Source organism: Pseudomonas sp. EZ-C24 (assembly GCF_014525325.1).
GTDB classification, from domain to species: Bacteria; Pseudomonadota; Gammaproteobacteria; order Pseudomonadales; family Pseudomonadaceae; genus Aquipseudomonas; species Aquipseudomonas shirazensis.
In genome coordinates, this window is the sequence record NZ_JACDIU010000014.1 from 874,774 (window position 1) to 899,637 (window position 24,864).

Sequence of the window (24,864 nt, forward strand, 5' to 3'; positions counted from 1 at the left end):
GGATCAAGCGGATCACCTCCGGTCTCGAGTGAAATGCAAGGTTCACCCGTGCATTGCGTGGCGCCCATCATAGCAATAACGCCAGCACGCCCGACCATCGCGATCATTACAAAAAAAAGAAGGGATCAGATGTCGCCGCCGCCAGAGCAGCCCAGATTGCCTGGGGCTGCCCGGGGCGCCAACGGCTACTTCAGATCGAAACGGTCCAACTCCATCACCTTCACCCAGGCCGCGATGAAGTCCTTGGCAAACTTCTCACTGGCATCACTGCTGGCGTAAACCTCGCTCAATGCGCGTAACTGCGCATGGGAGCCGAACACCAGATCTACCCGGGTACCCGTCCACTTCGGCTGGCCAGTTTTGCGGTCACGGCCTTCGAACGCATTGTTGTCCGCACCGGTCGCCTTCCATTCAACGCTCATATCCAGCAAGTTGCGGAAGAAGTCATTGCTCAACTGCCCAGGTTTGTCGGTGAACACGCCATGCTTGCTCGCATCGTTGTTCGCGCCCAGCACACGCAGACCACCGATCAGCACGGTCAGCTCTGGCGCGGTCAAGGTCAGCAGTTGCGCCTTGTCCAGCAACAGCCGCTCTGCCTTGACGTTGTAACTGCCCTTGGCGAAGTTTCGGAAACCGTCAGCCAACGGTTCCAGCGCACCGAACGATTCGACATCGGTCTGCTCCTGCGAAGCGTCGACACGACCCGGGCGGAACGGCACAGTCAGGGCATGGCCGGCATCACGCGCCGCTTTTTCAACGGCAGCACTGCCAGCCAGCACAATCAAGTCGGCCATCGACATCTGCTGGCCGCCAGTGGCGAAACCGCTGCGAATGCCTTCCAGCACACCCAGCACTTTATCCAGCTGCTGCGGCTGATTGGCGGCCCAGAACTTCTGCGGCGCCAGGCGTATGCGCGCGCCGTTGGCACCGCCACGTTTGTCCGAGCCACGGAAGGTCGAGGCCGAAGCCCAGGCGGTATTGACCAGCTCGCCTACGCTCAGGCCCGAGGCGAGCACTTTGCTCTTGAGCGAGGCGATGTCTTGCTCGCTCAGTGCCGAGGGGGTGGCTTTGGGCAGAGGGTCTTGCCAGAGCAGCTCTTCCTGCGGCAGCTCCGGCCCCAAATAGCGCGCCAGCGGGCCCATGTCGCGATGGATCAGCTTGTACCAGGCGCGCGCAAAGGCATCCGCCAATTGCTCGGGGTGATCCTTGAAGCGACGCGCTATCGGCTCATAGATGGGGTCAAAGCGCAACGCCAGGTCGGAGGTCAGCATTGACGGCGCATGGCGCTTGCTTGGGTCGTGCGCGTCGGGGATCTGCCCTGCCCCATCACCGTTCTTTGGCTGCCACTGATGGGCGCCAGCAGGGCTTTTGCTCAGTTCCCAGTCGAAGCGGAACAGATTTTCCAGATACTCGTTGCTCCAGCGCGTCGGCGTCGAGGTCCAGGTCACTTCGAGGCCACTGGTGATGGTGTCGGGGCCTTTGCCGGTGCCAAACTTGTTGTGCCAACCCAGACCTTGCTGTTCCAGGCCGGCAGCCTCGGGCTCGGCGCCAACGTTGTCGGCCGGACCGGCGCCGTGGGTCTTGCCAAAGGCGTGCCCGCCAGCGATCAGGGCCACGGTTTCTTCATCATTCATGGCCATGCGGCCGAAAGTCTCGCGGATATCCTTGGCCGATGCGACTGGGTCCGGATTGCCTTCGGGGCCTTCCGGGTTGACGTAGATCAGGCCCATCTGCACCGCCGCGAGAGGATTCTCCAGGTTGCGCCCGGCATCGGTGCGGCTTTGTTCCTCACCATGCTTGGCGGGCTCGGCAACCAGGTCACCCTGGCCCGGCGCCTGGGCCTTGCCGTAGCGGGTGTCACCGCCCAGCCAGACCTTTTCCGAACCCCAGTAGACGTCTTGGTCAGGTTCCCACACATCGGCTCGGCCGCCGGAATAGCCAAAGGTCTTGAAGCCCATCGATTCGAGGGCGACGTTGCCGGTCAGTACGATCAAGTCAGCCCAGGAGATAGCCTTGCCGTATTTCTGCTTGATCGGCCACAGCAGACGCCTCGCCTTGTCCAGGCTGACGTTGTCTGGCCAGCTGTTGAGCGGCGCGAAGCGTTGTTGTCCGGAGCCTGCACCACCGCGCCCGTCGCCAATGCGATAGGTGCCGGCGCTATGCCAGGCCATGCGTACGAACAACGGCCCGTAATGGCCAAAGTCGGCTGGCCACCACTCCTGCGAATCGGTCATCAGCGCGGTCAGGTCCTGTTTGAGCGCTTGAAAATCAAGGCTGGCATAGGCTTTGGCGTAGTCAAAATCGGGGTCCATTGGATCGGACTTGTCTGAATGCTGGTGCAGAATGTTCAGGTTGAGTTGGTCAGGCCACCAGTCACGATTGCTGGTGCCACCACCTGCGGTTTGATGGAACGGGCATTTCGATTCGTTCGACATCTGCGGGTACCTTCGGGTCGGGTTCTGTCAGAGTTCCGGTCTAGGCCAGCTTGATCAGCCGAGCACATAGGCTCGGCCGTCTGCTCATCAGTTGGAGCGGTCAGGCCGCCACAAGCGTGCAAAGGGGTTGCCTGGATACGGCGTGTTGTGCAGCAGGCGCTGCGCAGCCGCAGGCTTGTCCCTTGACCAAGACTAGCTGAGCGCGGGCAGAGGTCTAATAGAGCAAGTATTACCCACCGATAGCGTGAATATGTCAGCACTCCGAAGCCAACGTGCGCGCCAGCAGATTACTTGCGCCGTTGCATCCACGCAGCGCCCAGACCACTGAGGCAGATGATCGCGATGCCCACCATGCTCAGGTGGTCTGGCACCTGGCCGAAGACCACAAAGCCCAACAGCCCGGCAAACACGATCTGGCAGTAGCTGAACGGCGCCAGCATGGCTGGTGCGGCAAAGCGGAAGGCCTGGGTCAGCAGCAGGTGCGCAGACATCCCGAAACCACCCAGCGCCAGCATCAGCAGCAGGTGGTCCCACTCGGGCATCTTCCAGAAAAACGGCACCAATGCCGTCATCACCAGGGTATTGCACAGCCCGGCAAAGAAGTTGCTGGTGGTCGGGCTGTCGTAGGCAGCTACTTTGCGGGTGAGTAGCTGATAAAAGCAGAAACCCAATGCAGAGCCGAACGGGAAAAGAATCGCCGGGGTGAACATTGAGCCGCCTGGGTGTACCACTACCAACACGCCAATGAAGCCCATTACTACCGCGACCCACTGGCCAGTGGTGACATGCTCTTTGAGCAGCGGTACCGACAATGCCGTCACCAACACCGGTGCGAGAAAGTTGACCGAAGTGGCCTCGGCCAATGGCAGATACTGCAAGCCCGCGGTAAACAGCAGGCTGGTACTCAGCAGGCTCAGTGCACGCAGCGTCTGCAACACAGGCTGGCGGGTACGCAGCACCGCCATGCCCGACTTGGGCAGAAAGATCCCAGCCATCAGCAATGTATGCACCAGATAGCGGACCCACACCACCATGATGATCGGGTACAGACCACCGAGGAACTTGGACAGCGCATCGTGGCTGGCAAACAGGAAAGTGGCGACCACTACCAGGGCGATGCCTCGCAGCGGCTGATTGACTCCGGACAGCGGTGTACTCGAACTCATGGCGTACTCAAATAGGGACTTGGCAGCTACTCCGCCAAGATCCGGCTGCCATCAAAGGCGGCCTGGATATGGGCGAATTCTAGAAGAGATGCGCGCAATTGCGATAGCCGGTAATGGATTGCCGTGTCTACCGGCCGGTTTAGCGTTCGCTGATCGAACACTTTTTCACAGCAGGTACGACAGCACCGATGCGCTAAAGCTCCCGGCGCAACAGGTATGTGTCCATGATCCAGCCCTTGCGTTGCCGCGCTTGTTCACGTGCGGCCACAATCTGCGCCTTCATCTGCAACAAAGGCCCGGCAAGCAGCAGCTCGTCCGCCGTGCCGAGATAGGCGCCCCAGTAAATATGCAGTTGTGGGTCGTCGATATCGGCGAACGCGCACTGGCCATCAAGCATGACCAGCACATTGTCGATCTGCTTCACTGCGCCGAGCTGCCGCCCGGGAAGTACGGTCAGCGGCTCGCCAATGCGGTTCAGCGGGATCTGATGACGAGCTGCCAGGGCCTGAATGCTGCTGATGCCGGGGATGACTTCGAGTTGCAGTTGTGTACCGTGCTGGCGTACCAACTGGAGAATCCGCAGCGTGCTGTCATACAGGCTTGGTTCGCCCCACAGCAAGAAAGCACCCACGTCGTCCGGGCCGAGTTCTTCATCGATCAATCTTGCGTAGAGCGCTGCGCGTTGCTGGTGCCAGTCCTGTACTGCCTCAATGTAATCGCTGGCCAATGCATCACGCTGCGGATCATCAACTTGCAGCACCCGGTAGTCGCCAGTGGGCAGGTAGCGCTCGAGAATTGCCCGGCGCATGCGCACCAGCTCATCAGAGCGGGCGCCCTTGTCGAGGACGAAGAATACCGTGGCCCGTTTGAGCGCATCGACTGCCTCGAACGTCACCTGCCGCGGATCACCAGGGCCGATGCCGATTAATAACAACTGCTTCATTAGCCACTCCCGCTCGGGTTTGCTGTGATTGCCAGACCCTGAGTGTCGGCTTGAGCCGACACTATGTCGAGCAGTTAAGGCTGTGGGTGAACAGCAAATAAATTAACGCACATAAAACTAGTAAAGTTCCCTGACTACTTGCAAAGTTTATGGTTTACCGTGACGCCGTCGGCAACTACACTCGAGACTAGTGAACAGCACTATCCCTGCGTGACCGACGTTAAATCTTCTTACAATGTTCGTCACGTTTTGACGCAGTCGTATTTAAGGAGTGATGAAAGTGTCCAGACTCGCAGAGTTTCGCGCTGCCGAAAAAGCGCTTCAGGAACAGATCGCCCAACTCGAGGCGCTCAAGCAGGATGCCGGTCTCAAACGCGAAATCGAGTTCGAGCAGAAACTGCTGGGCCTTATGAAAACTTACGAAAAGGGCCTGCGCGATATCGTCGACATCCTTGATCCAAAAGGCAGCAGCAAACCTGCCACCAAGGCGTCCGGGGCGACCCCAAAACAGCAGCGCCGCGCCCGCGTGGTGAAGGTTTACGAGAACCCGCACACCGGCGAGCTGATCGAAACCAAGGGCGGTAACCACCGCGGTTTGAAAGCCTGGAAAGAAGAACACGGCGCCAGCACTGTCGACGGCTGGTTGCGTCCATGAAACATGGACATACACTTCACACTTTTTTCACAGCTTGTGGGCCATGATCAATTCCAGCTAACGGATTAGCGACCCCATCTGCGCCCGCACACGCGGGCCTCTAATTTCAGCGCCCTGCCCTCGTGCAGGGCGCTTTCATTTTGCCTCCCCGCTCACGTCCCGTATCATGGACGGCCTGTCTTATCGCTGGTGCCTGCGGGCCCGGCCTCGTCTCTGGAGCCTTCATGAGCCTGAACGATCTCAACACCCTGCCTGGCGTTACCGCTCAAACCGACGCTGCCACTGCGCAATTCGTTTTCAACCACACCATGCTGCGCGTCAAGGACATCGAGAAGTCGCTGGACTTCTACACCCGCGTGCTCGGTTTCAAACTGGTGGACAAGCGCGACTTCGTCGAAGCCAAGTTCAGCCTGTACTTCCTGGCACTGGTTGACCCCGCGCAAATTCCGGCTGATGACGATGCTCGTCACCAGTGGATGAAGTCGATCCCGGGCGTGCTGGAGCTGACTCATAACCACGGCACTGAAAGTGATGCAGCGTTTGCCTATCACGATGGCAACACTGACCCACGCGGTTTTGGTCATATCTGCATTTCGGTGCCTGATGTAGTTGCAGCGTGCGAACGCTTTGAAGCTTTGCAGGTGCCGTTCCAGAAGCGCCTGAGCGACGGCCGCATGAATCATCTGGCCTTCATCAAAGACCCCGACGGTTACTGGGTCGAAGTGATTCAGCCGACGCCCTTGTAAGTACAGCTGACTAGGCGCTCCGCGCATAGGCGATTGCAGCATCGATCTGCGTTGCCGTGGGGCGCACGCCGGTATACAGCACAAACTGCTCCAGCGCTTGCAGGGCAATCACCTCAAGCCCTGTGATGACCGGTTTGCCGAGCGCTTCGGCGCGGCAGATCAGTGGCGTGCGCGCCGGCATCGCCACCACGTCGAATACCCGTTCTGCCACTGCAATCGCGGTTTCGGGGAACGCCAGTTGCTCCGCCTCAGGGCCGCCGGCCATACCAATCGGCGTGACGTTGATCAGCATCGGCGGCGCCAAGTCGCCCAGTTCTGCCTGCCAGCGATAACCCAGCATGTCGGCCAGTTGCCGCCCAGCTTGTTCATTGCGGGCAATAATCAGCCCTTCACGAAAGCCGGCGTCACTCAACGCACAGGCTACTGCCTTGGCCATCCCGCCGCTGCCACGCAGCGCGAACGCTGTAGCCGGGTCTACCTCATGTTTGGCCAGCAACTGCTGCACGGCCAGATAATCGGTGTTGTAAGCCTTCAAGTAGCCGTCGCTGTTGACCAGCGTATTAACCGACTCGATGGCAGCCGCAGACGCATCAACCTCGTCGACCAACGCCAGGCAAGCTTCCTTGAACGGCATCGATACACCGCAACCGCGAATCCCCAATGCTCGAATACCAGCCACCGCGGCGGGCAGATCATCTGTGGTCATGGCCTTGTAGTAGTAATCCAGGCCCAGCTGTTCATAGAGATGATTGTGAAAGCGCACGCCAAAGGTACCGGGACGGCCGGCCAGAGAGATGCACAACTGCGTGTTTCTGCTGGGAATGTGGCTCATCTACTGCTCCGTTTGCCTGAGCTGAATCGTTGCTCCAGCGTACCAGAGGGCATTGCTTACACAACCTTTACCCTTTCCCGGCGCTCAGTTGACAGTAACAACGGCCATAGTAGGAGCCATCGCGCAGCGTGGTCTCGACACTACTGTTGATAGAGCTGATGACCACTATTGAGGAAGTTGATTTCAAACGCCGTCAGCAGCTGGGTAAGGTTGGCGCACGTCTTACAGGAGGTCAGCATGGCCACTATCCAGATCATGTCGGTTGTTGGTAGCGCAGTTCCCACTCGCTTGCGTGAGCAGGGGCTGCTGGCCTGCTGGTATCTGATGCGCAATGGCGAGCCGGTGAGCGGCCCGCTGGCGTCCAAAGCCTGTGCAGTAGCGATGGCCGATCAGCTGCAGAGCGGCAGCTTGATGGCTTGAACGAATGTGTTGTGTGTTGCTCCTTGTGCCCTTGTTGCCCGCCATTTTTGGCGGGCTTTTTTTTGCGCGCTGGGGCACGCCTCAGGCTGGATCTGGATGCTCGCTGGAGACTGTGTTGTTGGTCTCTACGTCAGACATTTCTTCGTCCAGGCCGGCATCTTCATCTTCAGGCAGCGGAGGCATTGGGTCATGAGCCGTCTCGTTGTCGGTCGTACCGCCCACGCCCTGCTGAGAGATGTTGCCAGGTGCTTTTTCGTCGATATCCATAGCGCTACCCTCGTCAATGCACGGATGATCCGTGCCTTAGCGTGAGAGCCGCGGGATTGACGCAAGTGCCCGCGACGAGACCAACGGCGCTAACTCTCGAGAAGCAACTCTTGACAGTGGGTATTGGCTAAGCCGATCGTTTTTTCCCGGTGCTGATCAATTCGACGCTCCATCGTCATTAAAACGACGTTTGCGCCGAACCGCCTGCAGCAACAATACAGCGCTGGGAATCAACAGGCCGACCGCGGTCCAGCCAAACGCAGGCTGACCAGAAGCGCCTACGGCGGCGAAAACAACACCGATAACCAGCATGGACCCGCCTGCGGCGTAAAAAGGGGTAGTGCTGTGCTTGCTCATGATGATCCTCCTTGAAGTGCGGTATTTAATCATGAATCGACAAAGTGCCCATCGTCTTCAGCAACCATGAGCTACGAGGTAGCCCGTTCGCGCTACGCCCCACTCCCACAGCTTCACCGCAGATGGCCTTAAAACATGGATACAGGATTAAAATTCCTTCACCTTGCGCCCTTTAGTCATAAGGCATTCGACACGCTTTCGGCCATACTCCACAGATGTTTTTCGCGTTTCGGCACGTTTTGGGAAGTGAGGAAAGCCCGTATTTCCGGGCCTTCCAGCCCTCCTCGATACCCTACAACACACTCCAAAACGAGGCCAGTGGTACAAAAAGTGGTACGAGGCAGCTGTACGTCCATCCAGCGAAAACTGGTCATTCCCCTCCCCCGGCGTTCTGCCAACCTCCGCCACCTTTACATAGCTACACCGTCCGACACCACCACGACTGCGCATAAAGCACGCCGTCGACTTCCTCCACTCCGTTGATGTTGATGCCGAGCTGGGCCATGCCATTCACCTTGGCATCGTGCAGACGCGGGATGATGTCGGCGCCTGGCGAATGCGTGAACACCCACGCCTGCGTCGACATCCTGCCCAGCGGCGCGCTGTGGTGATCGCCGATGTGAATGTCTGCCTTCAGGGCCTGGATCTTCCCCAGCTGATCAGTCGGGATGGCCACGCCCAGCTTGCGCCGCCGGACGATCAGGAAATACATGACATACGCCCATGGCTGCGCAGGCTGTAGGTGACCACTCCCCAGACCGAGAACTCGTCTCCCTCCATGATGAACCGCGGCGCATACCGGGGATTCTCCGAGCGCAGCACGATCTGCTGGCCAACGTAGTCAAGCCGCTTGCAGACCGGCTCGCCGTTGACGGCCGCGATGACGATGTGTCCGGCCCGCGCATCGATCGCCTTGTCGACGATCACCACGTCCTTGTCGAAGATCCCGGCGCCCTCCATGCTGTCGCCGTCGATCCTCACCAGGTACACGCTGGGTCCACGGATCTGGAGAAGATCGTCGAGCGAGATGGCCTGCAGGTCGTCGGCTGCCGCGAAAGCACTCACGGAATGCATGGCTGGCCAGCCTCAAGGCCATAGAGACGGGCCGCCTCTGCCAGCTCGAGCATGTCCGCTAGCTGGTCGGCGTCAACCTCATTTCTGCGGTGAGCGGCCAATGCCATGACCTCGAGCACAGCCGCCCTTCCCTCGGGATCGTCAGTCAAGGCCGAGACATCATCGAGCTCAGCGACCCAAAGCGCAGGTAAGTGTTGTGACATGGCGGCACCCGATACTGTATATAAAAACAGTATCGTAAGGCCGGGGACCGCCACCGGCAATCACCGCCTGGCGGGCAAGGCTCAGTGCGCGGGCGACCCTCTGCCGCTCAAGGCGTTGAGCTGGTACTCGGTAACGAGCTGGACGTGAGCGTCGTAAATCTGCCGCAGGCGCTCAACCTCAAGGACTGGAGCGCCCAGGTCCTTCGCTTCGTGATAGAGTTTTAGCGCAGCCATGACCTGCAGGTACATCTCATGGTCAGGCATCAGGACTAGGTCTGTATCAGGGCTCAATGACTTATCCTTCGGTGAATGCCCAGTGACTTTAAGCCCCAGCTCAGAGTGCTGCCCTATGAAAGCGGCATGATCAGTATGTCCGCTCCGAAGTCCCGAGTGGTCTTTATACAAGGGTTCTTCAATGCGATAAGAATGTTATGGCTTCCAGCTTTGAACACCCATGGAGAAGAATACGCCCCTTTTTTAACAATTTCGTCCACTCTGTCAGAGCCTAGGTGCTTACGCACAAGGCCGCCTGCAACCGGCGAGCAAATTACCGAATTTCCAGCCTCCTCGATTGCCGCGCCACCTGCATAGGTGTGCACGGCGACTGGCAGAAGTGAGATGCTTTGCAACTGCACCCCAGAATCAACATCGACCGTTACAAGCCTGCTCAGCGCGCTTTTTCCATCAGTAGAAACTTGGCTGTAGGAAATTGCCACGACGCTGTCAGACATCCACCGCGCTTCATAAGGGACCGTATCGGCTTCGGCCGCGTCGCCGAGGTCGACGGGAATTTCAATTTTGGTCTGGAATGCATCATGACTGACAACCACTGTCAGCCCCTGATGACGCTTTTCGGCTGATGAGTAAATGGCGTAGGCCATGGCACATCTACCATCCTCAGATACGGTCAGCGCTGTTGAATAGGGAAACGTACCTGCGCCTTGTCCGGCGATTAGGGTCGGCTCACTCCAGCTGTCACCGCCATCCTTGGTCGTCCGCGCAACCACCCGGCGCCATTCGCCGGAAGAGAGCCTTCCGATCCGCTCCTGCTGCGTGTGCATCAGCACGATGCTTCCGTCCGGAAGGGTCGCTAGGGAGGCATATGTCGAACGTCCTGAGTCGATAATACGAGGCTCGGTCCACTCGGGGAATGATCCTGGGCTTGGGAGACGGGAGCACATCAACGGTGATGCATGATTGCTGAAGCAGGCGAGGACGCTCCCCTCATACTTTCCGCTTGGCACCCTAATTAAGGAAGGCGATCCATGATCGCTAGCGTCACCGAATTTGTGGATACGGGAGGTGCTGATGAGTAGCAACTGATCGTTGACCGTTGCAGCGCTCACCTCACCGTTCGAGGTCACATATCCGAATACAAAGCCGCCCGAAACTGTGGCAACTGCGGGCCGGTTATACCACAAGCTGTATGCTCCGCTGAGTAGAAGCGGACGGGGTGGCGTGAGTCTTCTTGCAAATGGAATCGAAGCGAATGCACCAACTATCCCTGCCGATACCAAAAAACTCCTGCGATTCATCACGATAACTCAAAGCCCTAAAAGAACGATTATGCCATTTTTGGACTTTGATATCGCACGGCCGCTCTCATGCTCCTCAGCAAGCTCAAATCAGCGCCTTTACAGCATTGTGGCTACTGGCACGAGGCCATGGCAGCCACGAGCATCCGCTCGTAGCCGGTTCTCTGCCGGCGCTCAGCCAGCAGAGCCCGCACCTTTACTTCTAAGCTGTCATCCTTGCGCAGGCCGGAGGCAGCCCACGGCGGCACGGCCACATCCGGCGCGCGGCACGGCACCTGCACCGGCACCTCGACGCGGACGTACTGGGTTTCTGCTTCATTCCGCCCCGCGCAGCCGGCCAGCACCAGCGCGCAAACAATCAGCAGCGCCCTCATAGGCCAAGCTCCTTGTCGATTATCGAAGTTGCGGCGGCACACTGGTCGCCGCCGGTCCGCTCCTGCTGCAGGCGGTTCGCCGCGGCGTAGTCGGTGTCGGCGCTGGCCTTGGCCACGCCCACGGCTTGCTCGGCGGCAGCCTGGCGGTCGGCGGCGGCAAGCATCAGGTCGCCAATTGCTTTCCCCTGCTCTGTAGCCAGCCCGGCCAGGTTGTCGCGCGCGGCGGTGCACTGTGCGGTCTTGTCCTGCTGATCATCCAGCAGCGGGCGGAAGTGGTGAGTAGTCGCCCAGGCGCCCACGGCCATGCCCAGCAGGATAAGCAGGCCGGCCCCGGCTAGGCGCAGCGCCCAGGAATTCATACCAGCACCCTCACGGCGATGTCATACAGCGCCTTTCGCTCAGCAGCGCCATGCGGCACTCGCCCAGGCTTTCCGGTATTGATGATGCTGCCGATGTCCTGGATGCGGCCGGCATCGGCCAGCTCGTTCAGCCCGTGCTTCGCCCACCACCACGCAGCGGACTGTGCTGCGTGATCGGCCTGCTCGAGCAACTCCGGCTGATCCTCCAGCGGCAGCCCCAGCGCAGCGCCGGCCGCCCGGTAGTTGTCGCGCCCGGTAAGCTGAATCAGGCCGCGCCCGCGGTATCGCCACCCATCGCCAGACGCCTCTGGACCATTCCCCATGCGGCCGCTGTAGACGCGGTTGGCGATCTTCTCCGGCTGCCGGGCGTATGCCGCCGCAGTCTGGGTGGTGAACCTGCTGGGCCAGGTGCGCACCAGCGCCTCGGCGCTGTAGTTCAGGTTCTCGACCAGCACGCGCAACTGGCCTGACTCGTGGCCGATCTGCGCGATGAAGGCGGCGGCACGCAGGCGGCTATCGATCTTCCAGCGAACCATGGCGCGGTTCAGCGCAGGCAAAAAAATGCCCGCTACGGTGCGGGCCTTTGGCAGAACCTGCAGCAGCTGCTGCTCGGTGATGGGCATGCGAGTTTCTCCAGGCAAAAAAAGCCCGCACTAGGCGGGCAACATATTCTTTACGGATGGCTTATATTCTTGATCTACATGCTTTCTCCGAAAACCCATTTGAACGATGGTGTTTCTGCCTTATAGATACGCTCTAGCCCTGAGTCACCGATATGATTTGTATCGACATATAAAACCCCCTCTTCACCGTAACTCCTACAAACCACGGCATCACAGAAGTTTTCTATTGGGTCGATCAGGCGGACATTCTGTTCACCAACAATCGACTCATTCAACCATTTCACCACGTCAGACCTATCCTTTTCAGCAGATAGCCTTGGAATTGAGCAGTGCTTATCTCGGTCTAACCGGTATCGATCAGATCGCATCACACACGTTGGAGCTAGAGATTTAAAAATAGGGACAGGTGCAATGACTAAAATCCTCTCCACACCCTTAGACTTTAGATAATCGTAGGTATCCTTTAACTTCCCTACGAATCCAGCCTGAGTGTCCGGAAAAGGTTCCGTAGATCCAGGCTCACTCAAAGAATACCGACCGCGGCCAGCGTAAATAGTCCAGCTGGAAAAAAGAATGGCATACTTTGGTTTTACCGTAACCCCAACCATCTTTAGTGCATTATCCCTGCCATTCTCACATCTACCCTGCATTGCTAAATCTGGATTGTTTACGTGGACGCCTAACATAGCTGCGCACCCACCAGATGACATGGTGGCAAGTACTGACTCATTCTCGTTAGCGTGTTTGGAAAGACCTCTGTATGCCGCATCAGCATGAGAATCTCCTATCAGGAGTCCCATTGTTTTGGCTTGAGCAGATTTTACGCATGCCGTTGGGTCTGCGATAAAATGCAGGTCGCAGATACCTGCACGTGTCGCAACCTTAGGTGTTTGAGCCTCAGTGAATCCCTTGGATACTGATGCAGCATAACCATTGGCCATGTACCATCCCGATATTCCCAAAGGGATACACAGAGAAACAGCCATCGCTGTTTGCGCCCAGCCTGCCCCCCTAGGCAGGCTCTTCCGCCAAGCCAAAACCCTCTTGTCCACCAGTTCATAGGTTGCCCATGCGAGAAGCAACGATACACCCACCATGGCCAGATCAAATGGGAGAATGCGCTCTCCGAAATTATACATCCTACCAAATGTAAGCAGCGGCCAATGCCACAAGTACCATGCGTATGAAATAAGCCCAATAGCCACAAGCGGCCTGAGTGCAAGCGCTCGCGCGACCATTATTCTTGGATTGGATACGCCGCACAGAATTATCAGGGCCGCACCAGCTACTGGGTAAATTGCCTTCCATGATGGGTACGGACTGGAGCCTGAGTATGTGAGTATAGAAAAACCAATAAGCCACAAGCCTAGAATAGCCGCAAGTTCACCTATGAGCCTAGGCGACCTCTGCATTAGCGGAATAAAGAATGCTATTACGCCTCCGGCAATAAACTCCCAAGCACGAAGAGGCATCAGGAAGAAAGCGTAATTTTTACCTGCACCACCGCCGCTAAGTGTAATGCTACCAAAAAGAGACATAGCAAATATGGCGACCAGCACAACTGAGCAAATCACCGCAGCGCTACGATCCGTTATCTTCCTCGAGGTTGAGAATAAGATACATATCAAGATCGGGGCGACAAGGTAGAACTGCTCTTCTACGGCTAGAGACCAGAGATGAAGCAGCGGCTTCGTATCGGCAAGACCATCAAAGTACCCCTGCTGGCCTAGAAAGTAATGATTGACTATCATTCCAGCAGAATAGATAGCTTGATTCCCATACTCTGTCAGCTCTTTCGGGAGCACCAGTATGAATGGCGCCGCGACTGAGCAAGCCAGCAAGACCAGTAGATATGGGGGCAGAATCCGCAAAGCGCGCCTTGCCCAGAACTCTCCAAAGGTGAATGTTCCAGCCTGGAGCGAGCTCAGAATGTGGGTAACGATCAAGAACCCCGAGATAACGAAGAAGATGTCCACGCCCACAAAGCCGCCGGAAACTCCTGGCACCCCAGCGTGGTAAGCCACAACAGCTAGAATCGATAGCGCCCTCAACCCATCGATGAAGGGCTTGTAGCCCAGTGCGCTGCTTAGCGCCGTCCCTGCCCGCATTTTTCTATCCCCTGGTCAAAAATTGGCGGAGTATACTGGCATTCCAGCCCTAGCTGAACCCACCAGAGCAGCATCCACAAAGAAGCAGGCCACGGTCGCTAAGCCCAGCAAGCAAAAAAAACAGAAGCGTGTAAAATGTGGCGACTGAACGGAAAAACAATCTCAAGGATAGATGGACAAATGCAAGCAAGTAGATTTAAACAGGCTATTGAAAAGTTTTACTCCTGCTCAATGCTGCTTATCATAATACTTCTCTCGCTGATAGCAGCGTTTTACAGAGAAATATAAATGGCACATTAAAGAAATATGCAGAATCTAATTTTATTTAAGTGCAACCATTATATGAAGAGACCTCTAGACTATAGCCAAGGTGACGGATCATGAGAGGCAATACCCGCACGGATGATTTTGGGACTTGCCAGAGGTCAACTCTTTACAGCAAATTCTCCACAATTTCTGTCGTAATGCTGCTACCGGCTTTTTTCCTGTATCAAGTATTAATTTCTTACGGCGTTATGCCTCCATTTGCCGGCGGGTACTTCACCGCAGCCTGCTTTGCTTTGCTTCCACTACTAACAATAACCTACTTTCTGTGCCACGGTAAGCGGGCGGTTATTCAAACACACGACTTTGTCTACTTTGCATTTTTAATATACTTCGCGACAATAGCTCTATCCCACAGAGCGCTTGGCGCAGAGAAATACTTGCTTGAGTGGCATCTAATATCTTCAATACAAATGGCATCAATGTATTTGGCATTTAAGGGGGCTTTCTCAACCCTCCATAAAAACAGAAATCTTCTAATTTTCTTATCAGCGACGTTGGCGGCAATTGTTATATGTCTTTCTAGCGACGGCGCATTTAACCCGCGCAGTGGCTCTGCCGAAAACGAGAGCATAGTATCTTACCAAGGGTTTGCTCTCTCGCTATTCTTAATGTCGTGCCTTTCCATATTTCTATCAGGCACAACATTGCTTCGACTATCTTTGTACGCCCTCTCCCTAGCTGCCCTATACCTGAATGGCGCCCGTAGCGAGTTCGCTGGCTTCTTGATATTTTCCACATGCTTTGAATTCTTCAGATCCAAAAGCAAACCTATTGGCATATTTATACTTGCGATTATTATCGTAGCCACTACATCGGTCTTCTTGTTTGGCGTCGTCGAGATCCCAAGCAATAGGGTCACAAATCTACTAAACCTAGAATCCGATAACTCATCCAACATCAGGAACGAGATCGCCATATCTGGAATCGAAAAGATACTGCAAAGCCCGCTAACAGGCAGCTACGGCGATTATGAGCAAGGGCTCTACATTCACAATATATTTTCTTCTTGGCAGGATCTAGGTCTGATTGGCTTTGTTTTCTTCTGTCTGCTGATAACAGTTCCAATAGCATCGCTTTTGAAAAGAGTGCTCTTGAGCAGAAATAGCAGTACAGCTGATTGCATGGTACTTTCTCTACTTATCTCTGCGTTCATCCTTCTTATTTTCGGAAAGTACTTTACATACCTTGTTGTTCCGGCGGTGCTGGGTCTCTACTCAGGGTTAGTCAGATCTCGTTCGCGAGTTGAATCTACAGCGCTAAGCGATGGGTCTGACAACCCCGAATTGAGAAGGCATTAGAAAGCGACCGGAGCAGGGATCCGCACCTTGGTCGTTGTGTTGGTGACACTGGGCGTCGCGTTGCCGGTGGTCGTTACTACGCCCAGTGTCAGGTTGTTCCAAGGCGCTGCGGGGAGACCGAGAAGGCGCAGGAACTGCAAACTTGATGCCGCTTGAACATCGAGCCCTTCAATTCTGACATTACGGTCTGTTGCCAGGCTGCCGGTATCCTCGATCTTAATCGGGAACTGTGCGAAGTTGGCCCCGGAGATCTTAAAGTTGTTGAAGTCCAAGGTCCCGCCCCTGATGCAGTTGGCCGTGGTCACCAGGTTAACAACTCCGAAGTTTGCAGCCGGAGACGCTTTCACGTAACAGCGGTTGCCAGCAAACGCATGGTCAGTACCCCTCAGTTCACTACCGAAGAAAAGATAACCATCGCGGCTGCTGATGATGTCGTTGTCTCGATAAGCGTTTTTGTCGCCGCCTACAGAGCCGCCGCCGTCAATATGGCAACTTTGGTACAGGCAGTACTCACTATTGCCGTGGAAGTCAGCCGCTAGGGCATTAGCACCGCGACTAGCAATCCTTGCTCCGATGATAGTGTTGTACCGGTTCACCACGGAGCCCGGGCCGGTTAGCCCACCCATCGCTACGCCGTGCCTGCTGCTGATGAACTCGCCACCATGGATACGCATTCCCTGGCTATTGATTAGCGCAAGGCCGTACTCGTTACCCATTGTTGTGTTCTCAAGCTCATAGGCCCGAAGCCCGAAGCTGTCAATGTCGATGCTACGGGTGTATTGAATCTGCGTAAGGTTGGCATTTCTCGCGGTAAGCCCGTATACGTTTGAACCTGCGACGTTCACGAACTCTACCCCGATGCCGCTCAGCAAAGATATCGGAGGGCCGATTACCTGAGTGCCGTTGAAGTCAAAGTCACCCCTCAGAGATTGGACTTTGTAAATCTTTACCGCCGATGCCGCGTAACCATCCGCCAGCGGCGCTGCCAGGTTTACGCTGGAGCCCGAAACTTGGCTAACCATGCAATATTCGCCGGCCTGGTAGAACGACCTGATTGCGTTCCAGCTACCCGCCGAATCGTTGTGAATGCACAGAATGTCACCTGGTCCTACACCGGCGGGCGCGGAAGAAAGAGGCAGCACCACGGCATGCTTAGCAACGTCAGAAGCAAGCGCTGGCAGAAGACTGAGACCCTGCCCGGCGATCCTCAAGGCTGTATTTCCGGTTGCAGAGAAGTCTGTGCCGCCGGAGAAATCCAGAGTACCGCCATCCATTGTGAGCGGGGTTTCAATCAATACCCCCTTAGATAAGGTGTAATTGTCCCGTGGGACGAAGAGCCTTTTGTTCTCGGCCTTCGCAGCACCGGCAGCAGCCTGCAGTGCATTGGCCTGCTCTAGAGGCGTGCGGCCGGACTTGAAGCCATACCAGGAAGCGTCGATGTGGTTCTTGATCATCAACTGCAGGCTTACGGCCGCTGCGGTAGTCTGCGAACCTGTACCGTCGACCATCTTCGCCGATGAATCAAGATCGGTAGCGACGGTCTCGATAGCGTCCTCAACGGTGCCGTAGCTGCCCGCGCCGACCATTGACCAGCCGGAAGTCGAAGCAAGCGCTTGGCGTAGTGCGGCGTCACCAACAGCCTGCAACTTCGGCGCATCGGTCGACCAGGTGCCAGTGAGAGTCAGCGGAAGATCAGCGATATTGGCTACCCGGTAGAGCTCCCCGTTGCGCTGAACAAGCTGCTTCTGCCGCTCTACGACTACACCAGCTGCATAGGCGAGGTAGATAGACTCGTAGCCTTGCGCGTCGAGGAAGTCGATCACCTGCTGCATCATGCCCCGCCAGGAGGTGAGCGGAACGCCAAGGCGATTTAAGTACTCGCCAAGAGGCCCCGTCACAAGTAGATCGATGATGCCGGCATTGTCATACAAGTCGCGAGGATCGCTGGATCCATCCGGTTCAACAGGGTTGCCAGTTTGGTATCGCATGTTTTCTCCGGGCATAAAAAAACCCGCTCAGTGGCGGGCATGCTCGTTAAGGGTCCGGTCAAGCCGGCGGGAAGTTGTCGTCGTCCAGGTACACGCGCTCGTCGTAGTTCACGGCGGTGACGTTGCAGCTCACGGTACCGCTCGGGTTAACCTCCTTGATCAGGGCCGGATAGCAGAACTTGGCTTTAGGCCCAAACTGGATAACAGGCGCGTCCATTGCGCTATCCAGCACCGGCACGAAGTCCAGCGCTGGGATGGTCAGGCGGTAGTCATCGATGCGAGTGGCCACGTAGGGCCCTGAGGCGCTGCCATCCCGCCGCCGCAGAGCAATCCAGTGCTCGCCGCCGGCGGACCAGTTGAGCGGCTCGGTCGAAACCAACATGTGCAGGCTGCCCAGCTTCGCGTAGCCCTTGAGCATCGCGCTCTGGCCATAGCCGGGCGTCGTGTCACCGAGTAGTGCGTAGTCGAGATAGCCACTGTTCAGCGCGTCCAGCTCCGTGGAGAAGCTGTAGCGCTTGCGTTGGTACACCTGCTGCCGGCGACGGCGCATGCCGATACGCCATGCGCGGGCACGACTGGTAACACCGTTCACGCTGATCTTCTCAGTACGTGTGCCTAGATCCCCGGGCAGTCGACATTCCACCGTCTCAATCTGCCACGTGTTTCCGTCCAGGTACTCCACATCGATACCATCGAAGTCGTCTGCCGTTGCATGCTCTGCGTCACGCTTCAGTGGTTTCGTTAGCACCTGCGGGTTGTCAGCGGGCAATACTCGTGGTCGAAGTCAGGCCCGCGCGGCTCATCCCTTACGGGACGAATCAGGCCGCGGTCAATGGTCAGCTCCGCAAACCCCGCCTGGAGCGCCTCAATCATGCAGGCCTTCACCGTGCTGGCGTCCTCGATCGTGCGGTCGAAGAAGTCGCCACGTGCAGTCCAGATCGCGTGCAGGCGGTCAAGCTCATCAAGATCAATGTCGGAGTTACCATCCTCGACCGAATAACCGACGCTGCGCGCGATATAGGCCAGCCACGCCGAGATATCACGGGTTGGCTCCTCAGGCGCCCAGGCGCCGTTTCGGCGTACGGGCAGGATGCGCGTGCACACCACAGACACCTGACTCTCCGATTGGGAAGCAATTCGGTTGCCGCCTTTCACCCTCAGCGCTATGACAGTGACGCCTTCATAGCGCGTGGGCGCTGTGAGGTTCGCTCGCAGGCCATACCACTGAACAGTGTTGGCGTCATTGGTGCTGGTAGATTTGGCACCGATGCGGCGCATCCTCACCTCTGGGCGCATCTGCGGGATATTCAGATACTCAGTGAAACCGAGCTGGTCCAGAGTGGCTTGTGTGTAGGTCTTCCTGAAGGAAGTCCAGGCGCCTGCAGTGCTGATGTCGCGGTACTGCATCTCGACGGTAACCGAGAAGTTACGAGGCAACCCGGAGTTCTCGCCGATGTGCGTCAAGCCCTGCGGAAAGAAGATATCCCAGGCAAGCCGGGTTGTCGTAGCACCATCGGGGCAGGCGGCGTACGGGCCAGACCAGTCCCCTTCTTGTGTTGATCCGTCCAGCTGCAGAAGCGCGACTGATGTGGTCAGAGCGTCGAAGCCTGGCCAGGTAGAGTCAGGCTCCCCAGCGGCGTTGATCCGCCCGACAGTGATGGACGAAGTGCTCGCCGCAACGATGCGATATCGAAGCCCGCGAACCCCAATGCTCATCTGCAGGCCGGTACCAGTTGTGAGGCCGGCAGCAGGCCCGCCAGCCTCCCAGTCCAGAGTCATCTCGTCCGGCGCTGAACCAACACCCGGCGTGTAACTCGCTACGGTGTAGTTGCCCTCGTTGGCTCCGACGATCTCAATGGGCATCCCCACATATGGGGCGATCTGATCAAGATTCCCGCGAATGATGTCGCGCGCAGCACCACCATCAATCACGTCGTAGCTGTAGCCAACTACGATTCGAACGATCATGCCTGCGGCCCAGCCGGCAGGGAACTGCCCTGCCCCTGTAGGGATTGTCACGGTGAATCCTGCGAACTGGTAGGACTGCGCAGTCGGCACGGGCGATACGGCGTAGGTGGCCTTCAGTTCAATGCCCGCAGTGCCTGTAGAGGTCGCCCCTACCTCAGGCGATGAATGCCACCATCGCGCGGCGTTTTCGGCGCTCAGGTCTGCTCCAGGCTGGTAGATCTGCAGTTGAGCATCCGCGCCAAGCGAGATCACTGGCGTATCTCCGATCAGCACGTTGCTCAGCGGGATGTCGTACTTGCCACGCCCAACCACCAAAAGCATTTCAATCCACTGGGAGCGAGGGTCGTCAAAATAGCGGTTCGGCGGCAGCGCGTAGTCAGGATAGGGCCTCTGCCGCCCAGCGATCTCGCGAATGATCGAATTGAGCTTTACCTGGTTGCCTTTGACGGTGGCCAGGCCGAGGTCGTTGCCGCGCTTGGTATTGCTCCGACTGTTGAGCGAAGGCATTTTCGGCATGAGTGCGCCGAGCACTGCCTTGGCGCCGAAGACAAGCGCAAAGGTGATCGAGAACGGGTCGGTGCCCTTCGGCTCTCGGTAGATCTGAACACTGTCTTCCGGACCGAATTCGATGGACCCCCACTGCGTCGGCAGGGCCCGCTCGCCGTTGACGAACACGCTCATCGGCAGAGCTGCCGGCTCGACCTCTGGCGGTAGGCCATCGGCATGTAACCAACCCAGCACTGTTTGCCGCGTGGTGACTGCGCGCACCTCGGCGGCCCCGTCTGCGAGCTTGTTCGGGTAGATTTCGATCATTGCCGGTCTCTGTAGTAAATGACGGTGTTGTGATCGCGCTGCCATTGAGAGAGCGACAGGCAGCGGGCGCCACGGGCGGGGTTGATCTCCAGCACCTTCAGCCTTCCGACCACGTCAACAACCAGCGCGACGTGAACACAGATATGCCCACGCATCACCGCGGCAATCGCGCCCTGCTCCGGCCGGCAAACTTCCATGTGCTCGGCCTCTGCCCGGTAAGCCCTGGTGAACTCCTTCGGTTCGGTGTTGCGCACTTGGCCCCAGCTCGGCAGTAGACGCTTACCCAGGTGCACATGCCGCGCATCCCTGACCAGCCCCCAGCAATCGAACATTTCAGGACCGCGAGCGCCGTCCTCATACCTGCATGACAGGTACTTGTTGATCCATTCCATAGGGCTGCCTTTACAGGTATTTGAGGGCTGGCACGAAGTTGGTGGTGTAGAAAACTCGCGGGAATCCGGTGCCTATGAGGTTGAAGAAACCGCACTGCAGGGTGGCTTGGTTTTGCTCGAAGGAATCGCTGTCCACCGACATGCGATAGGGCCTTTCGCAAGGCGCTGAGAGATCGCTGGCTAAGTACACGCGGTAGACGGCTGTCACCCTGGCATTGGCGTCGAGCGCATCGTCAGCAAGGTGGCGAACCCGGCCGGTAGTGTTGTCCACTCCAAAGGCCAAGGCCTGATTGCCCTTGTTGTTCTTGGCGGCCAGTGCGATGCCAATGTTGGCCGCTTCGAATGTCACCAGCCGGCCATCCTCGGTGCCGCAGATTCGATCCTTGAATCCGTTGCAGATGAGCACGGGCGCCGACCAGGCCGGGCAGGTGATCTCAAGCGTCCGCAAAAAGGCTTCCTTGCCTCCCGACGCAACCGCCTCCCGATAGATCTGCTCAAGAATGGCTGAGTCGGTCATGCTTCGGGCCACTCCCTGTTAACCGCCATGTCGATGATGTTCATCATGAACCAGAACTGCGGGAAGTCTTCCCAGCCAGGCTGGATCAGCGAAGGCTCGCGCAGCTCAAGGGTCGCCGAATACTCCCACCGACTCACCTGAACAAGCGCGGGGCCGGTTGGTTTGCCGATGAAGCGGCACTCAACGTCGATGAACCCCTCTGGCAGCAGTAGCCGAGTGGTAAACCACTCAACGCCCTGGTTGAGCGTCCTTGCGTACCAGCCCCGGAAAAACGCCATCTGGTTTCGGTCGCAGTTCCACTTCGCGCTCACATGATCAGGAACATCATCGAACAAGACGCGCTGCCGCGCCCTGCCCGACTCCATTGGCGTGCGAAGCATTGGGTCGACTGGGGTGTTGAGGGTGTATCCATCCTGCAGGGGCAAAGGCAGTTCTGCCGGGTACTGAATCATGAGCCAACCCCTTGCATTCCGAATTTAGAACCGATCGCCTGATACAGCTCACCGTCGCCCATAATGCTCGCGACGCAGATTTCTAGGATGTTCTGGCCGTCCTCGCTTTGCGTCTGCGTCACCTTCCCTGCATTCGCCTTATCTTCGATCAGGTTGACCGTGAGGCTCATGCCGCCTCCCTGAGCCTGCTGCTGTCCGGTGCTGGTAACGGCGTTCACGGCCAGCCCCTCGCCAGACATCGACACGCGCTCGCCAGAGTTGATTGCCTCCAGCAACTGGCGGTTGCGCTTGGTAGCCTGAGCATTGATGACGAATTCACCGTTGCTGAGCCGTGCCGGGATGCTGTCGGACGTCCCCGTACCGGATCCTGAAACATAGCCGCCGGTGCTGAAGCCCTTAATCAAAGCGAATGCCGCCAGAAGCGCGGTACCGCCGACAATGGCCGCGGCACCGAATGTGCCAACCGATGCCACCAGGGCAGCAGGAAGCCATGCCGCCATGGTCGTGCCGGCAGCAGCGACCTGCGCGGTGGTTGTGGTCGCGGTTGCCGCGAGACTGGAAGCCGTGGAGAACCCGTCCGCCGCAACCTTGGCCGTAGCCACAGCTGCCGCGCCAGTAGTCTCAGCTGCCGTCACCGCGCCAACCTGGGCGATCTGCTGAGCTGCCAGCGCTGCGGAGGTCTGGCCAAACGCAAGCTGCACTCCCTGATTGATCACCCACTGAGCAGCCATCTGCCCAAGGCTGTTGATCACGCCGCCGACAAGGCTCCTCGTCACTTGGGTCACCGACTCGCCGAAGGTCTGACCATCGAGCGTCATCTTCTCGAAGGCGCTCCCTACCCCCGACGTGATGGTACTGAATGCTCCCGTCAGCGCGGCCTGTGTCTGGCCTGCTACGTTCGTTGCTGTGACCTGGAAGTTCTGCAGCGCCGCCGTCCACCCGTTGATAGGGTTAAGCATGGCCTGATCCATCTGCGCCCAGCCAGCCGTCAGCGCGGCCTGCTGTTTCGGCAGGAACTCTTGAGTCAGCGAGATTTGCGCCTGCAGGTCCTGCCGCTGCTTCTCCGTCGTGGCGTTGGCCAGTTCGGTACGCAGCTGCAGGATACGGTCGTTGGTCTGCTGCTCGAGCTGCACGCGCTCCTGCATGCGTGCAGTCTGCTGGTCGCCCATGCCCACGCCTGCCGCTGCAACGCTGTACTCATTGCGCTGACCGGCCAGCTGCCGCTCAAGTTGCGCCCGGTACTGCTCGGCCTGGGTCAGGCCTTGGGCGCCCTTGATTGCTGCGGCGTAGTTTATTGAGGCCTGCGCCAGCGCCTTTCCGTACTCCTCCTGGCTGATTTTGCCTTTGCTCAAGGCCAGGTCCAGTTGCCCCTGCTCTTTGGTGAGCGTGCGCGCAGCCTGAGCTGCCGGGTCGTACTGGTTGTACAGGCGGGCGAAGGTGTTTTGAGCTTCAGCCACGCCGCGCTCATCTTGGCGAGGCGTCTTCGGCTTGGTTTTATCTGCATACTTGCTTTCGATAGCCGCCACGCGCTTGGCGATCTCTTCTTCGCTCCTGCCAGCCTTCAGCCCAAGCTCGCGCGCCTCGGCTATTTCATTCCGCTTCTTGGACTCCTTGTCCAAGTACTCCAACTGAGAGCTGGCCCATCGGGCAGCTGCTGCGATTCGCCCCTGATTGGCATTCGTCTCGTCCGCCTCAGCCTTGGCTGCAGATGCAGCGGCATCGCGGCGCTCACCCAGAGTTTTTATCTGGGAGCGAAGAGCCTGGTTCGAGTTGTCGCCAAAGCTGAACAGGTTAGACAGCGCACCTGTGAAGCCGCCCTCCTTCCTCGTGTCCAAGATGCGCTGCGCGATCTCGATCTGCTTGTTGTCATCAGGGAAAAGCTCTGCCTTGACCTTGGCGTAGGCGTTACTGATGGCCGTGCCGACATCGTCCCAGTCGCGCTCAAGCTCGGATAGAGAGTCCCTGTAGCGCTGAAGCCTGGTTTGCGCATTGGTGTTCAGTGACTCGCTCAGCGCATCCAGCGCTTCCTGTTTCCTACCCTGGCTTTCCAGCCCTGCAATGACTTCGTACTGGGCCGCAGTCACCAGTCCGTACTGCTCGCTGATTTTCTGCGCCGCCTTGGTGGCGCTGTCTCCGAGCCCGCCGAACGACTTCGCCACATCATCTGCAGCTTGCCCGGTAAACTTGGCAACAGCTGACGATGCCTGAGCCAAATTTCTGAACTGGGTTTCACTGGAGCGACCGGATGCAGCAAGGGCAATTACGGCAGCCTTTGCCTCGGACAGATCACCAGTCACTTGGGCGGCTGATTTGGCGACTTGCGCCAGTCCTTCTGTCGTCTGCCCAGAGTTAGCAGCGCCTGCGAACAGCGATTTGTTGAAGGCGCTGACCTCTTTCTCTGCGTCGTAGAAGACCAGAGCGAGAACTCCAGCCGCTGCTGCTGCAACCGTGAACGGGTTGACGAGCCCGATTATGTAGCCACCCAGAGCACGCGCGGCAGGACCAATGCCGCCGAACATGTCCTTGAGTTGACCACCCTGCTGAAGAAGCACCGTAAGCGGTGCCTGGCCAGCCTGAAGGCTTACAGCGATATCAGTAAACTGCGCCGGCACATTTCGCAGTGCAGCGCTGTAGGCCTTAGCTGACATACCGGCTTTGTTCATCGTGCCAGTTGTTTCGCCAAGAGCTTCGCGCATGGTATTGATGCGCCCGGTGTACTCGACGAACGTGTCGCTCTCGACGATGCCGGCCTTCTTCAGCTTGGCCAGCTTCTCCTGCATGTCATCCAGTCGGCCGAGCGCGGCTACCGTGGGGTTAATCTGACCGAGAAGCTGAGTCAGCTCTTTGCGCTGATCATCCAGGCTACTGCTCACGCCATCGGCTGATGCAGCGGCGGCGTCGCCCGCGCGCGTCATATCCTGCAGCGATCCGGTCAGGTCGTCCGCATTGCGCTTGGCGCCCCGCGAGTCGATCGTTACCGCCAGGCGGGATTCCTGCGCCATGTCATCCTCC

General features: G+C 57.8%; 26 protein-coding genes. 4 read left to right on the forward strand and 22 right to left on the reverse strand.

Features of this window, described 5'->3' with window-relative positions; translation table 11 throughout:
• Positions 1–185: 185 nt before the first annotated feature.
• From katG to cobF, 3 genes are all read right to left on the reverse strand, one after another.
• On the reverse strand, positions 186–2,435 hold the full coding sequence (katG, locus tag IDM28_RS13125) for a catalase/peroxidase HPI (protein WP_188036155.1): 2,250 nt from the start codon (positions 2,433–2,435) through the stop codon (positions 186–188).
• Positions 2,436–2,722: 287 nt separating this feature from the next.
• Complete coding sequence (locus IDM28_RS13130; protein WP_188036156.1) at positions 2,723–3,601, reverse strand: DMT family transporter; 879 nt, start codon at positions 3,599–3,601, stop codon at positions 2,723–2,725.
• Between the two features lie 193 nt (positions 3,602–3,794).
• Positions 3,795–4,544: a precorrin-6A synthase (deacetylating) gene (gene cobF / locus IDM28_RS13135; RefSeq protein WP_101320120.1), complete on the reverse strand. Its 750-nt coding sequence runs from the start codon at positions 4,542–4,544 to the stop codon at positions 3,795–3,797.
• A gap of 280 nt (positions 4,545–4,824) precedes the next feature.
• Here cobF and IDM28_RS13140 point away from each other — a divergent pair, with 280 nt between their 5' ends.
• Both IDM28_RS13140 and gloA read left to right on the forward strand, forming a co-directional pair.
• Positions 4,825–5,199 (forward strand): histone-like nucleoid-structuring protein, MvaT/MvaU family, encoded by a 375-nt coding sequence (locus IDM28_RS13140; RefSeq protein ID WP_188036157.1) that lies wholly within the window; start codon positions 4,825–4,827, stop codon positions 5,197–5,199.
• 224 nt (positions 5,200–5,423) lie between these two features.
• Positions 5,424–5,945 (forward strand): lactoylglutathione lyase, encoded by a 522-nt coding sequence (gloA, locus tag IDM28_RS13145; protein ID WP_101320122.1) that lies wholly within the window; start codon positions 5,424–5,426, stop codon positions 5,943–5,945.
• 10 nt (positions 5,946–5,955) lie between these two features.
• On the opposite strand, the gene IDM28_RS13150 is transcribed toward gloA, so the two are convergent.
• Positions 5,956–6,777 (reverse strand): shikimate 5-dehydrogenase, encoded by an 822-nt coding sequence (locus tag IDM28_RS13150; RefSeq protein ID WP_181087268.1) that lies wholly within the window; start codon positions 6,775–6,777, stop codon positions 5,956–5,958.
• Positions 6,778–7,014: 237 nt separating this feature from the next.
• On the opposite strand from IDM28_RS13150, the gene IDM28_RS13155 reads away from it, so the two are divergent.
• On the forward strand, positions 7,015–7,197 hold the full coding sequence (locus tag IDM28_RS13155; RefSeq protein ID WP_101320126.1) for a hypothetical protein: 183 nt from the start codon (positions 7,015–7,017) through the stop codon (positions 7,195–7,197).
• A gap of 81 nt (positions 7,198–7,278) precedes the next feature.
• Here IDM28_RS13155 and IDM28_RS13160 read toward each other — a convergent pair whose 3' ends face one another.
• From IDM28_RS13160 to IDM28_RS13210, 11 genes are all read right to left on the reverse strand, one after another.
• The gene (locus IDM28_RS13160) at positions 7,279–7,464 is read right to left on the reverse strand and encodes a hypothetical protein (RefSeq protein ID WP_101320128.1); all 186 of its coding nucleotides are present in this window, start codon (positions 7,462–7,464) and stop codon (positions 7,279–7,281) included.
• A gap of 156 nt (positions 7,465–7,620) precedes the next feature.
• Positions 7,621–7,821: a hypothetical protein gene (locus tag IDM28_RS13165; protein ID WP_150569012.1), complete on the reverse strand. Its 201-nt coding sequence runs from the start codon at positions 7,819–7,821 to the stop codon at positions 7,621–7,623.
• Between the two features lie 418 nt (positions 7,822–8,239).
• Complete coding sequence (locus IDM28_RS13170) at positions 8,240–8,533, reverse strand: hypothetical protein (RefSeq protein WP_188036158.1); 294 nt, start codon at positions 8,531–8,533, stop codon at positions 8,240–8,242.
• Complete coding sequence (locus tag IDM28_RS13175; protein WP_188036159.1) at positions 8,521–8,895, reverse strand: LexA family protein; 375 nt, start codon at positions 8,893–8,895, stop codon at positions 8,521–8,523. The genes IDM28_RS13170 and IDM28_RS13175 overlap by 13 nt, the downstream gene beginning before the upstream one ends.
• Positions 8,883–9,098, reverse strand: a complete 216-nt coding sequence (locus tag IDM28_RS13180) for a hypothetical protein (protein ID WP_188036160.1) — start codon at positions 9,096–9,098, stop codon at positions 8,883–8,885. Before IDM28_RS13180 ends, IDM28_RS13175 begins: the two co-directional genes overlap by 13 nt.
• Positions 9,099–9,179: 81 nt before the next feature.
• The gene (locus tag IDM28_RS13185) at positions 9,180–9,362 is read right to left on the reverse strand and encodes a hypothetical protein (protein ID WP_188036161.1); all 183 of its coding nucleotides are present in this window, start codon (positions 9,360–9,362) and stop codon (positions 9,180–9,182) included.
• Positions 9,363–9,445: 83 nt separating this feature from the next.
• Positions 9,446–10,165, reverse strand: a complete 720-nt coding sequence (locus IDM28_RS13190) for a hypothetical protein (protein WP_188036162.1) — start codon at positions 10,163–10,165, stop codon at positions 9,446–9,448.
• Positions 10,166–10,746: 581 nt separating this feature from the next.
• The gene (locus IDM28_RS13195; protein ID WP_188036163.1) at positions 10,747–11,007 is read right to left on the reverse strand and encodes a hypothetical protein; all 261 of its coding nucleotides are present in this window, start codon (positions 11,005–11,007) and stop codon (positions 10,747–10,749) included.
• A complete protein-coding gene (locus tag IDM28_RS13200; protein ID WP_188036164.1) occupies positions 11,004–11,366 on the reverse strand; it encodes a hypothetical protein in 363 nt (120 codons plus the stop codon). The genes IDM28_RS13195 and IDM28_RS13200 overlap by 4 nt, the downstream gene beginning before the upstream one ends.
• A complete protein-coding gene (locus IDM28_RS13205; RefSeq protein ID WP_188036165.1) occupies positions 11,363–11,989 on the reverse strand; it encodes a glycoside hydrolase family 19 protein in 627 nt (208 codons plus the stop codon). Before IDM28_RS13205 ends, IDM28_RS13200 begins: the two co-directional genes overlap by 4 nt.
• Before the next feature lie 74 nt (positions 11,990–12,063).
• Positions 12,064–14,097 carry an acyltransferase family protein gene (locus IDM28_RS13210; protein WP_188036166.1) on the reverse strand — a complete coding sequence of 678 codons (2,034 nt, stop codon included), beginning with the start codon at positions 14,095–14,097 and terminating at the stop codon, positions 12,064–12,066.
• Between the two features lie 380 nt (positions 14,098–14,477).
• Between IDM28_RS13210 and IDM28_RS13215 the strand changes: the two genes are divergently transcribed.
• Positions 14,478–15,722 carry an O-antigen ligase family protein gene (locus IDM28_RS13215; RefSeq protein WP_188036167.1) on the forward strand — a complete coding sequence of 415 codons (1,245 nt, stop codon included), beginning with the start codon at positions 14,478–14,480 and terminating at the stop codon, positions 15,720–15,722.
• On the opposite strand, the gene IDM28_RS13220 is transcribed toward IDM28_RS13215, so the two are convergent.
• Genes IDM28_RS13220 through IDM28_RS13250 form a run of 7 tightly spaced genes read right to left on the reverse strand, consistent with a single transcriptional unit; the run spans position 15,719 to position 24,854 of the window.
• On the reverse strand, positions 15,719–17,710 hold the full coding sequence (locus IDM28_RS13220) for a hypothetical protein (protein WP_188036168.1): 1,992 nt from the start codon (positions 17,708–17,710) through the stop codon (positions 15,719–15,721). The genes IDM28_RS13215 and IDM28_RS13220 overlap by 4 nt on opposite strands.
• 58 nt (positions 17,711–17,768) lie before the next feature.
• Positions 17,769–18,458: a host specificity factor TipJ family phage tail protein gene (locus IDM28_RS13225; protein WP_316937009.1), complete on the reverse strand. Its 690-nt coding sequence runs from the start codon at positions 18,456–18,458 to the stop codon at positions 17,769–17,771.
• Entirely contained in the window at positions 18,452–20,491 is a 2,040-nt protein-coding gene (locus tag IDM28_RS13230; protein WP_188036170.1) for a host specificity factor TipJ family phage tail protein, read from the reverse strand. The genes IDM28_RS13225 and IDM28_RS13230 overlap by 7 nt, the downstream gene beginning before the upstream one ends.
• The gene (locus IDM28_RS13235; protein WP_188036171.1) at positions 20,488–20,883 is read right to left on the reverse strand and encodes a hypothetical protein; all 396 of its coding nucleotides are present in this window, start codon (positions 20,881–20,883) and stop codon (positions 20,488–20,490) included. The genes IDM28_RS13230 and IDM28_RS13235 overlap by 4 nt, the downstream gene beginning before the upstream one ends.
• Positions 20,884–20,893: 10 nt before the next feature.
• Entirely contained in the window at positions 20,894–21,400 is a 507-nt protein-coding gene (locus IDM28_RS13240) for a DUF1833 family protein (protein ID WP_188036172.1), read from the reverse strand.
• Positions 21,397–21,852, reverse strand: a complete 456-nt coding sequence (locus IDM28_RS13245) for a transposase (protein ID WP_188036173.1) — start codon at positions 21,850–21,852, stop codon at positions 21,397–21,399. Before IDM28_RS13245 ends, IDM28_RS13240 begins: the two co-directional genes overlap by 4 nt.
• Positions 21,849–24,854 (reverse strand): phage tail length tape measure family protein, encoded by a 3,006-nt coding sequence (locus IDM28_RS13250; RefSeq protein WP_262500086.1) that lies wholly within the window; start codon positions 24,852–24,854, stop codon positions 21,849–21,851. The genes IDM28_RS13245 and IDM28_RS13250 overlap by 4 nt, the downstream gene beginning before the upstream one ends.
• Between the last annotated feature and the right edge of the window lie 10 nt (positions 24,855–24,864).

What these genes read in the sequence shown, in the direction of transcription:
- IDM28_RS13230 (WP_188036170.1), bottom strand. Translation starts at nt 20,491, where the DNA reads ATGATCGAAATCTACCCGAACAAGCTCGCAGACGGGGCCGCCGAGGTG.
- IDM28_RS13175 (WP_188036159.1), bottom strand. Translation starts at nt 8,895, where the DNA reads ATGCATTCCGTGAGTGCTTTCGCGGCAGCCGACGACCTGCAGGCCATC.
- IDM28_RS13220 (WP_188036168.1), bottom strand. Translation starts at nt 17,710, where the DNA reads ATGCGATACCAAACTGGCAACCCTGTTGAACCGGATGGATCCAGCGAT.
- IDM28_RS13130 (WP_188036156.1), bottom strand. Translation starts at nt 3,601, where the DNA reads ATGAGTTCGAGTACACCGCTGTCCGGAGTCAATCAGCCGCTGCGAGGC.
- IDM28_RS13170 (WP_188036158.1), bottom strand. Translation starts at nt 8,533, where the DNA reads ATGTATTTCCTGATCGTCCGGCGGCGCAAGCTGGGCGTGGCCATCCCG.
- IDM28_RS13215 (WP_188036167.1), top strand. Translation starts at nt 14,478, where the DNA reads ATGAGAGGCAATACCCGCACGGATGATTTTGGGACTTGCCAGAGGTCA.
- IDM28_RS13185 (WP_188036161.1), bottom strand. Translation starts at nt 9,362, where the DNA reads ATGCCTGACCATGAGATGTACCTGCAGGTCATGGCTGCGCTAAAACTC.
- IDM28_RS13250 (WP_262500086.1), bottom strand. Translation starts at nt 24,854, where the DNA reads ATGGCGCAGGAATCCCGCCTGGCGGTAACGATCGACTCGCGGGGCGCC.
- cobF (WP_101320120.1), bottom strand. Translation starts at nt 4,544, where the DNA reads ATGAAGCAGTTGTTATTAATCGGCATCGGCCCTGGTGATCCGCGGCAG.
- IDM28_RS13150 (WP_181087268.1), bottom strand. Translation starts at nt 6,777, where the DNA reads ATGAGCCACATTCCCAGCAGAAACACGCAGTTGTGCATCTCTCTGGCC.
- IDM28_RS13180 (WP_188036160.1), bottom strand. Translation starts at nt 9,098, where the DNA reads ATGTCACAACACTTACCTGCGCTTTGGGTCGCTGAGCTCGATGATGTC.
- IDM28_RS13155 (WP_101320126.1), top strand. Translation starts at nt 7,015, where the DNA reads ATGGCCACTATCCAGATCATGTCGGTTGTTGGTAGCGCAGTTCCCACT.
- IDM28_RS13245 (WP_188036173.1), bottom strand. Translation starts at nt 21,852, where the DNA reads ATGATTCAGTACCCGGCAGAACTGCCTTTGCCCCTGCAGGATGGATAC.
- IDM28_RS13195 (WP_188036163.1), bottom strand. Translation starts at nt 11,007, where the DNA reads ATGAGGGCGCTGCTGATTGTTTGCGCGCTGGTGCTGGCCGGCTGCGCG.
- IDM28_RS13210 (WP_188036166.1), bottom strand. Translation starts at nt 14,097, where the DNA reads ATGCGGGCAGGGACGGCGCTAAGCAGCGCACTGGGCTACAAGCCCTTC.
- IDM28_RS13240 (WP_188036172.1), bottom strand. Translation starts at nt 21,400, where the DNA reads ATGACCGACTCAGCCATTCTTGAGCAGATCTATCGGGAGGCGGTTGCG.
- IDM28_RS13235 (WP_188036171.1), bottom strand. Translation starts at nt 20,883, where the DNA reads ATGGAATGGATCAACAAGTACCTGTCATGCAGGTATGAGGACGGCGCT.
- IDM28_RS13160 (WP_101320128.1), bottom strand. Translation starts at nt 7,464, where the DNA reads ATGGATATCGACGAAAAAGCACCTGGCAACATCTCTCAGCAGGGCGTG.
- IDM28_RS13165 (WP_150569012.1), bottom strand. Translation starts at nt 7,821, where the DNA reads ATGAGCAAGCACAGCACTACCCCTTTTTACGCCGCAGGCGGGTCCATG.
- gloA (WP_101320122.1), top strand. Translation starts at nt 5,424, where the DNA reads ATGAGCCTGAACGATCTCAACACCCTGCCTGGCGTTACCGCTCAAACC.
- IDM28_RS13205 (WP_188036165.1), bottom strand. Translation starts at nt 11,989, where the DNA reads ATGCCCATCACCGAGCAGCAGCTGCTGCAGGTTCTGCCAAAGGCCCGC.
- IDM28_RS13200 (WP_188036164.1), bottom strand. Translation starts at nt 11,366, where the DNA reads ATGAATTCCTGGGCGCTGCGCCTAGCCGGGGCCGGCCTGCTTATCCTG.
- katG (WP_188036155.1), bottom strand. Translation starts at nt 2,435, where the DNA reads ATGTCGAACGAATCGAAATGCCCGTTCCATCAAACCGCAGGTGGTGGC.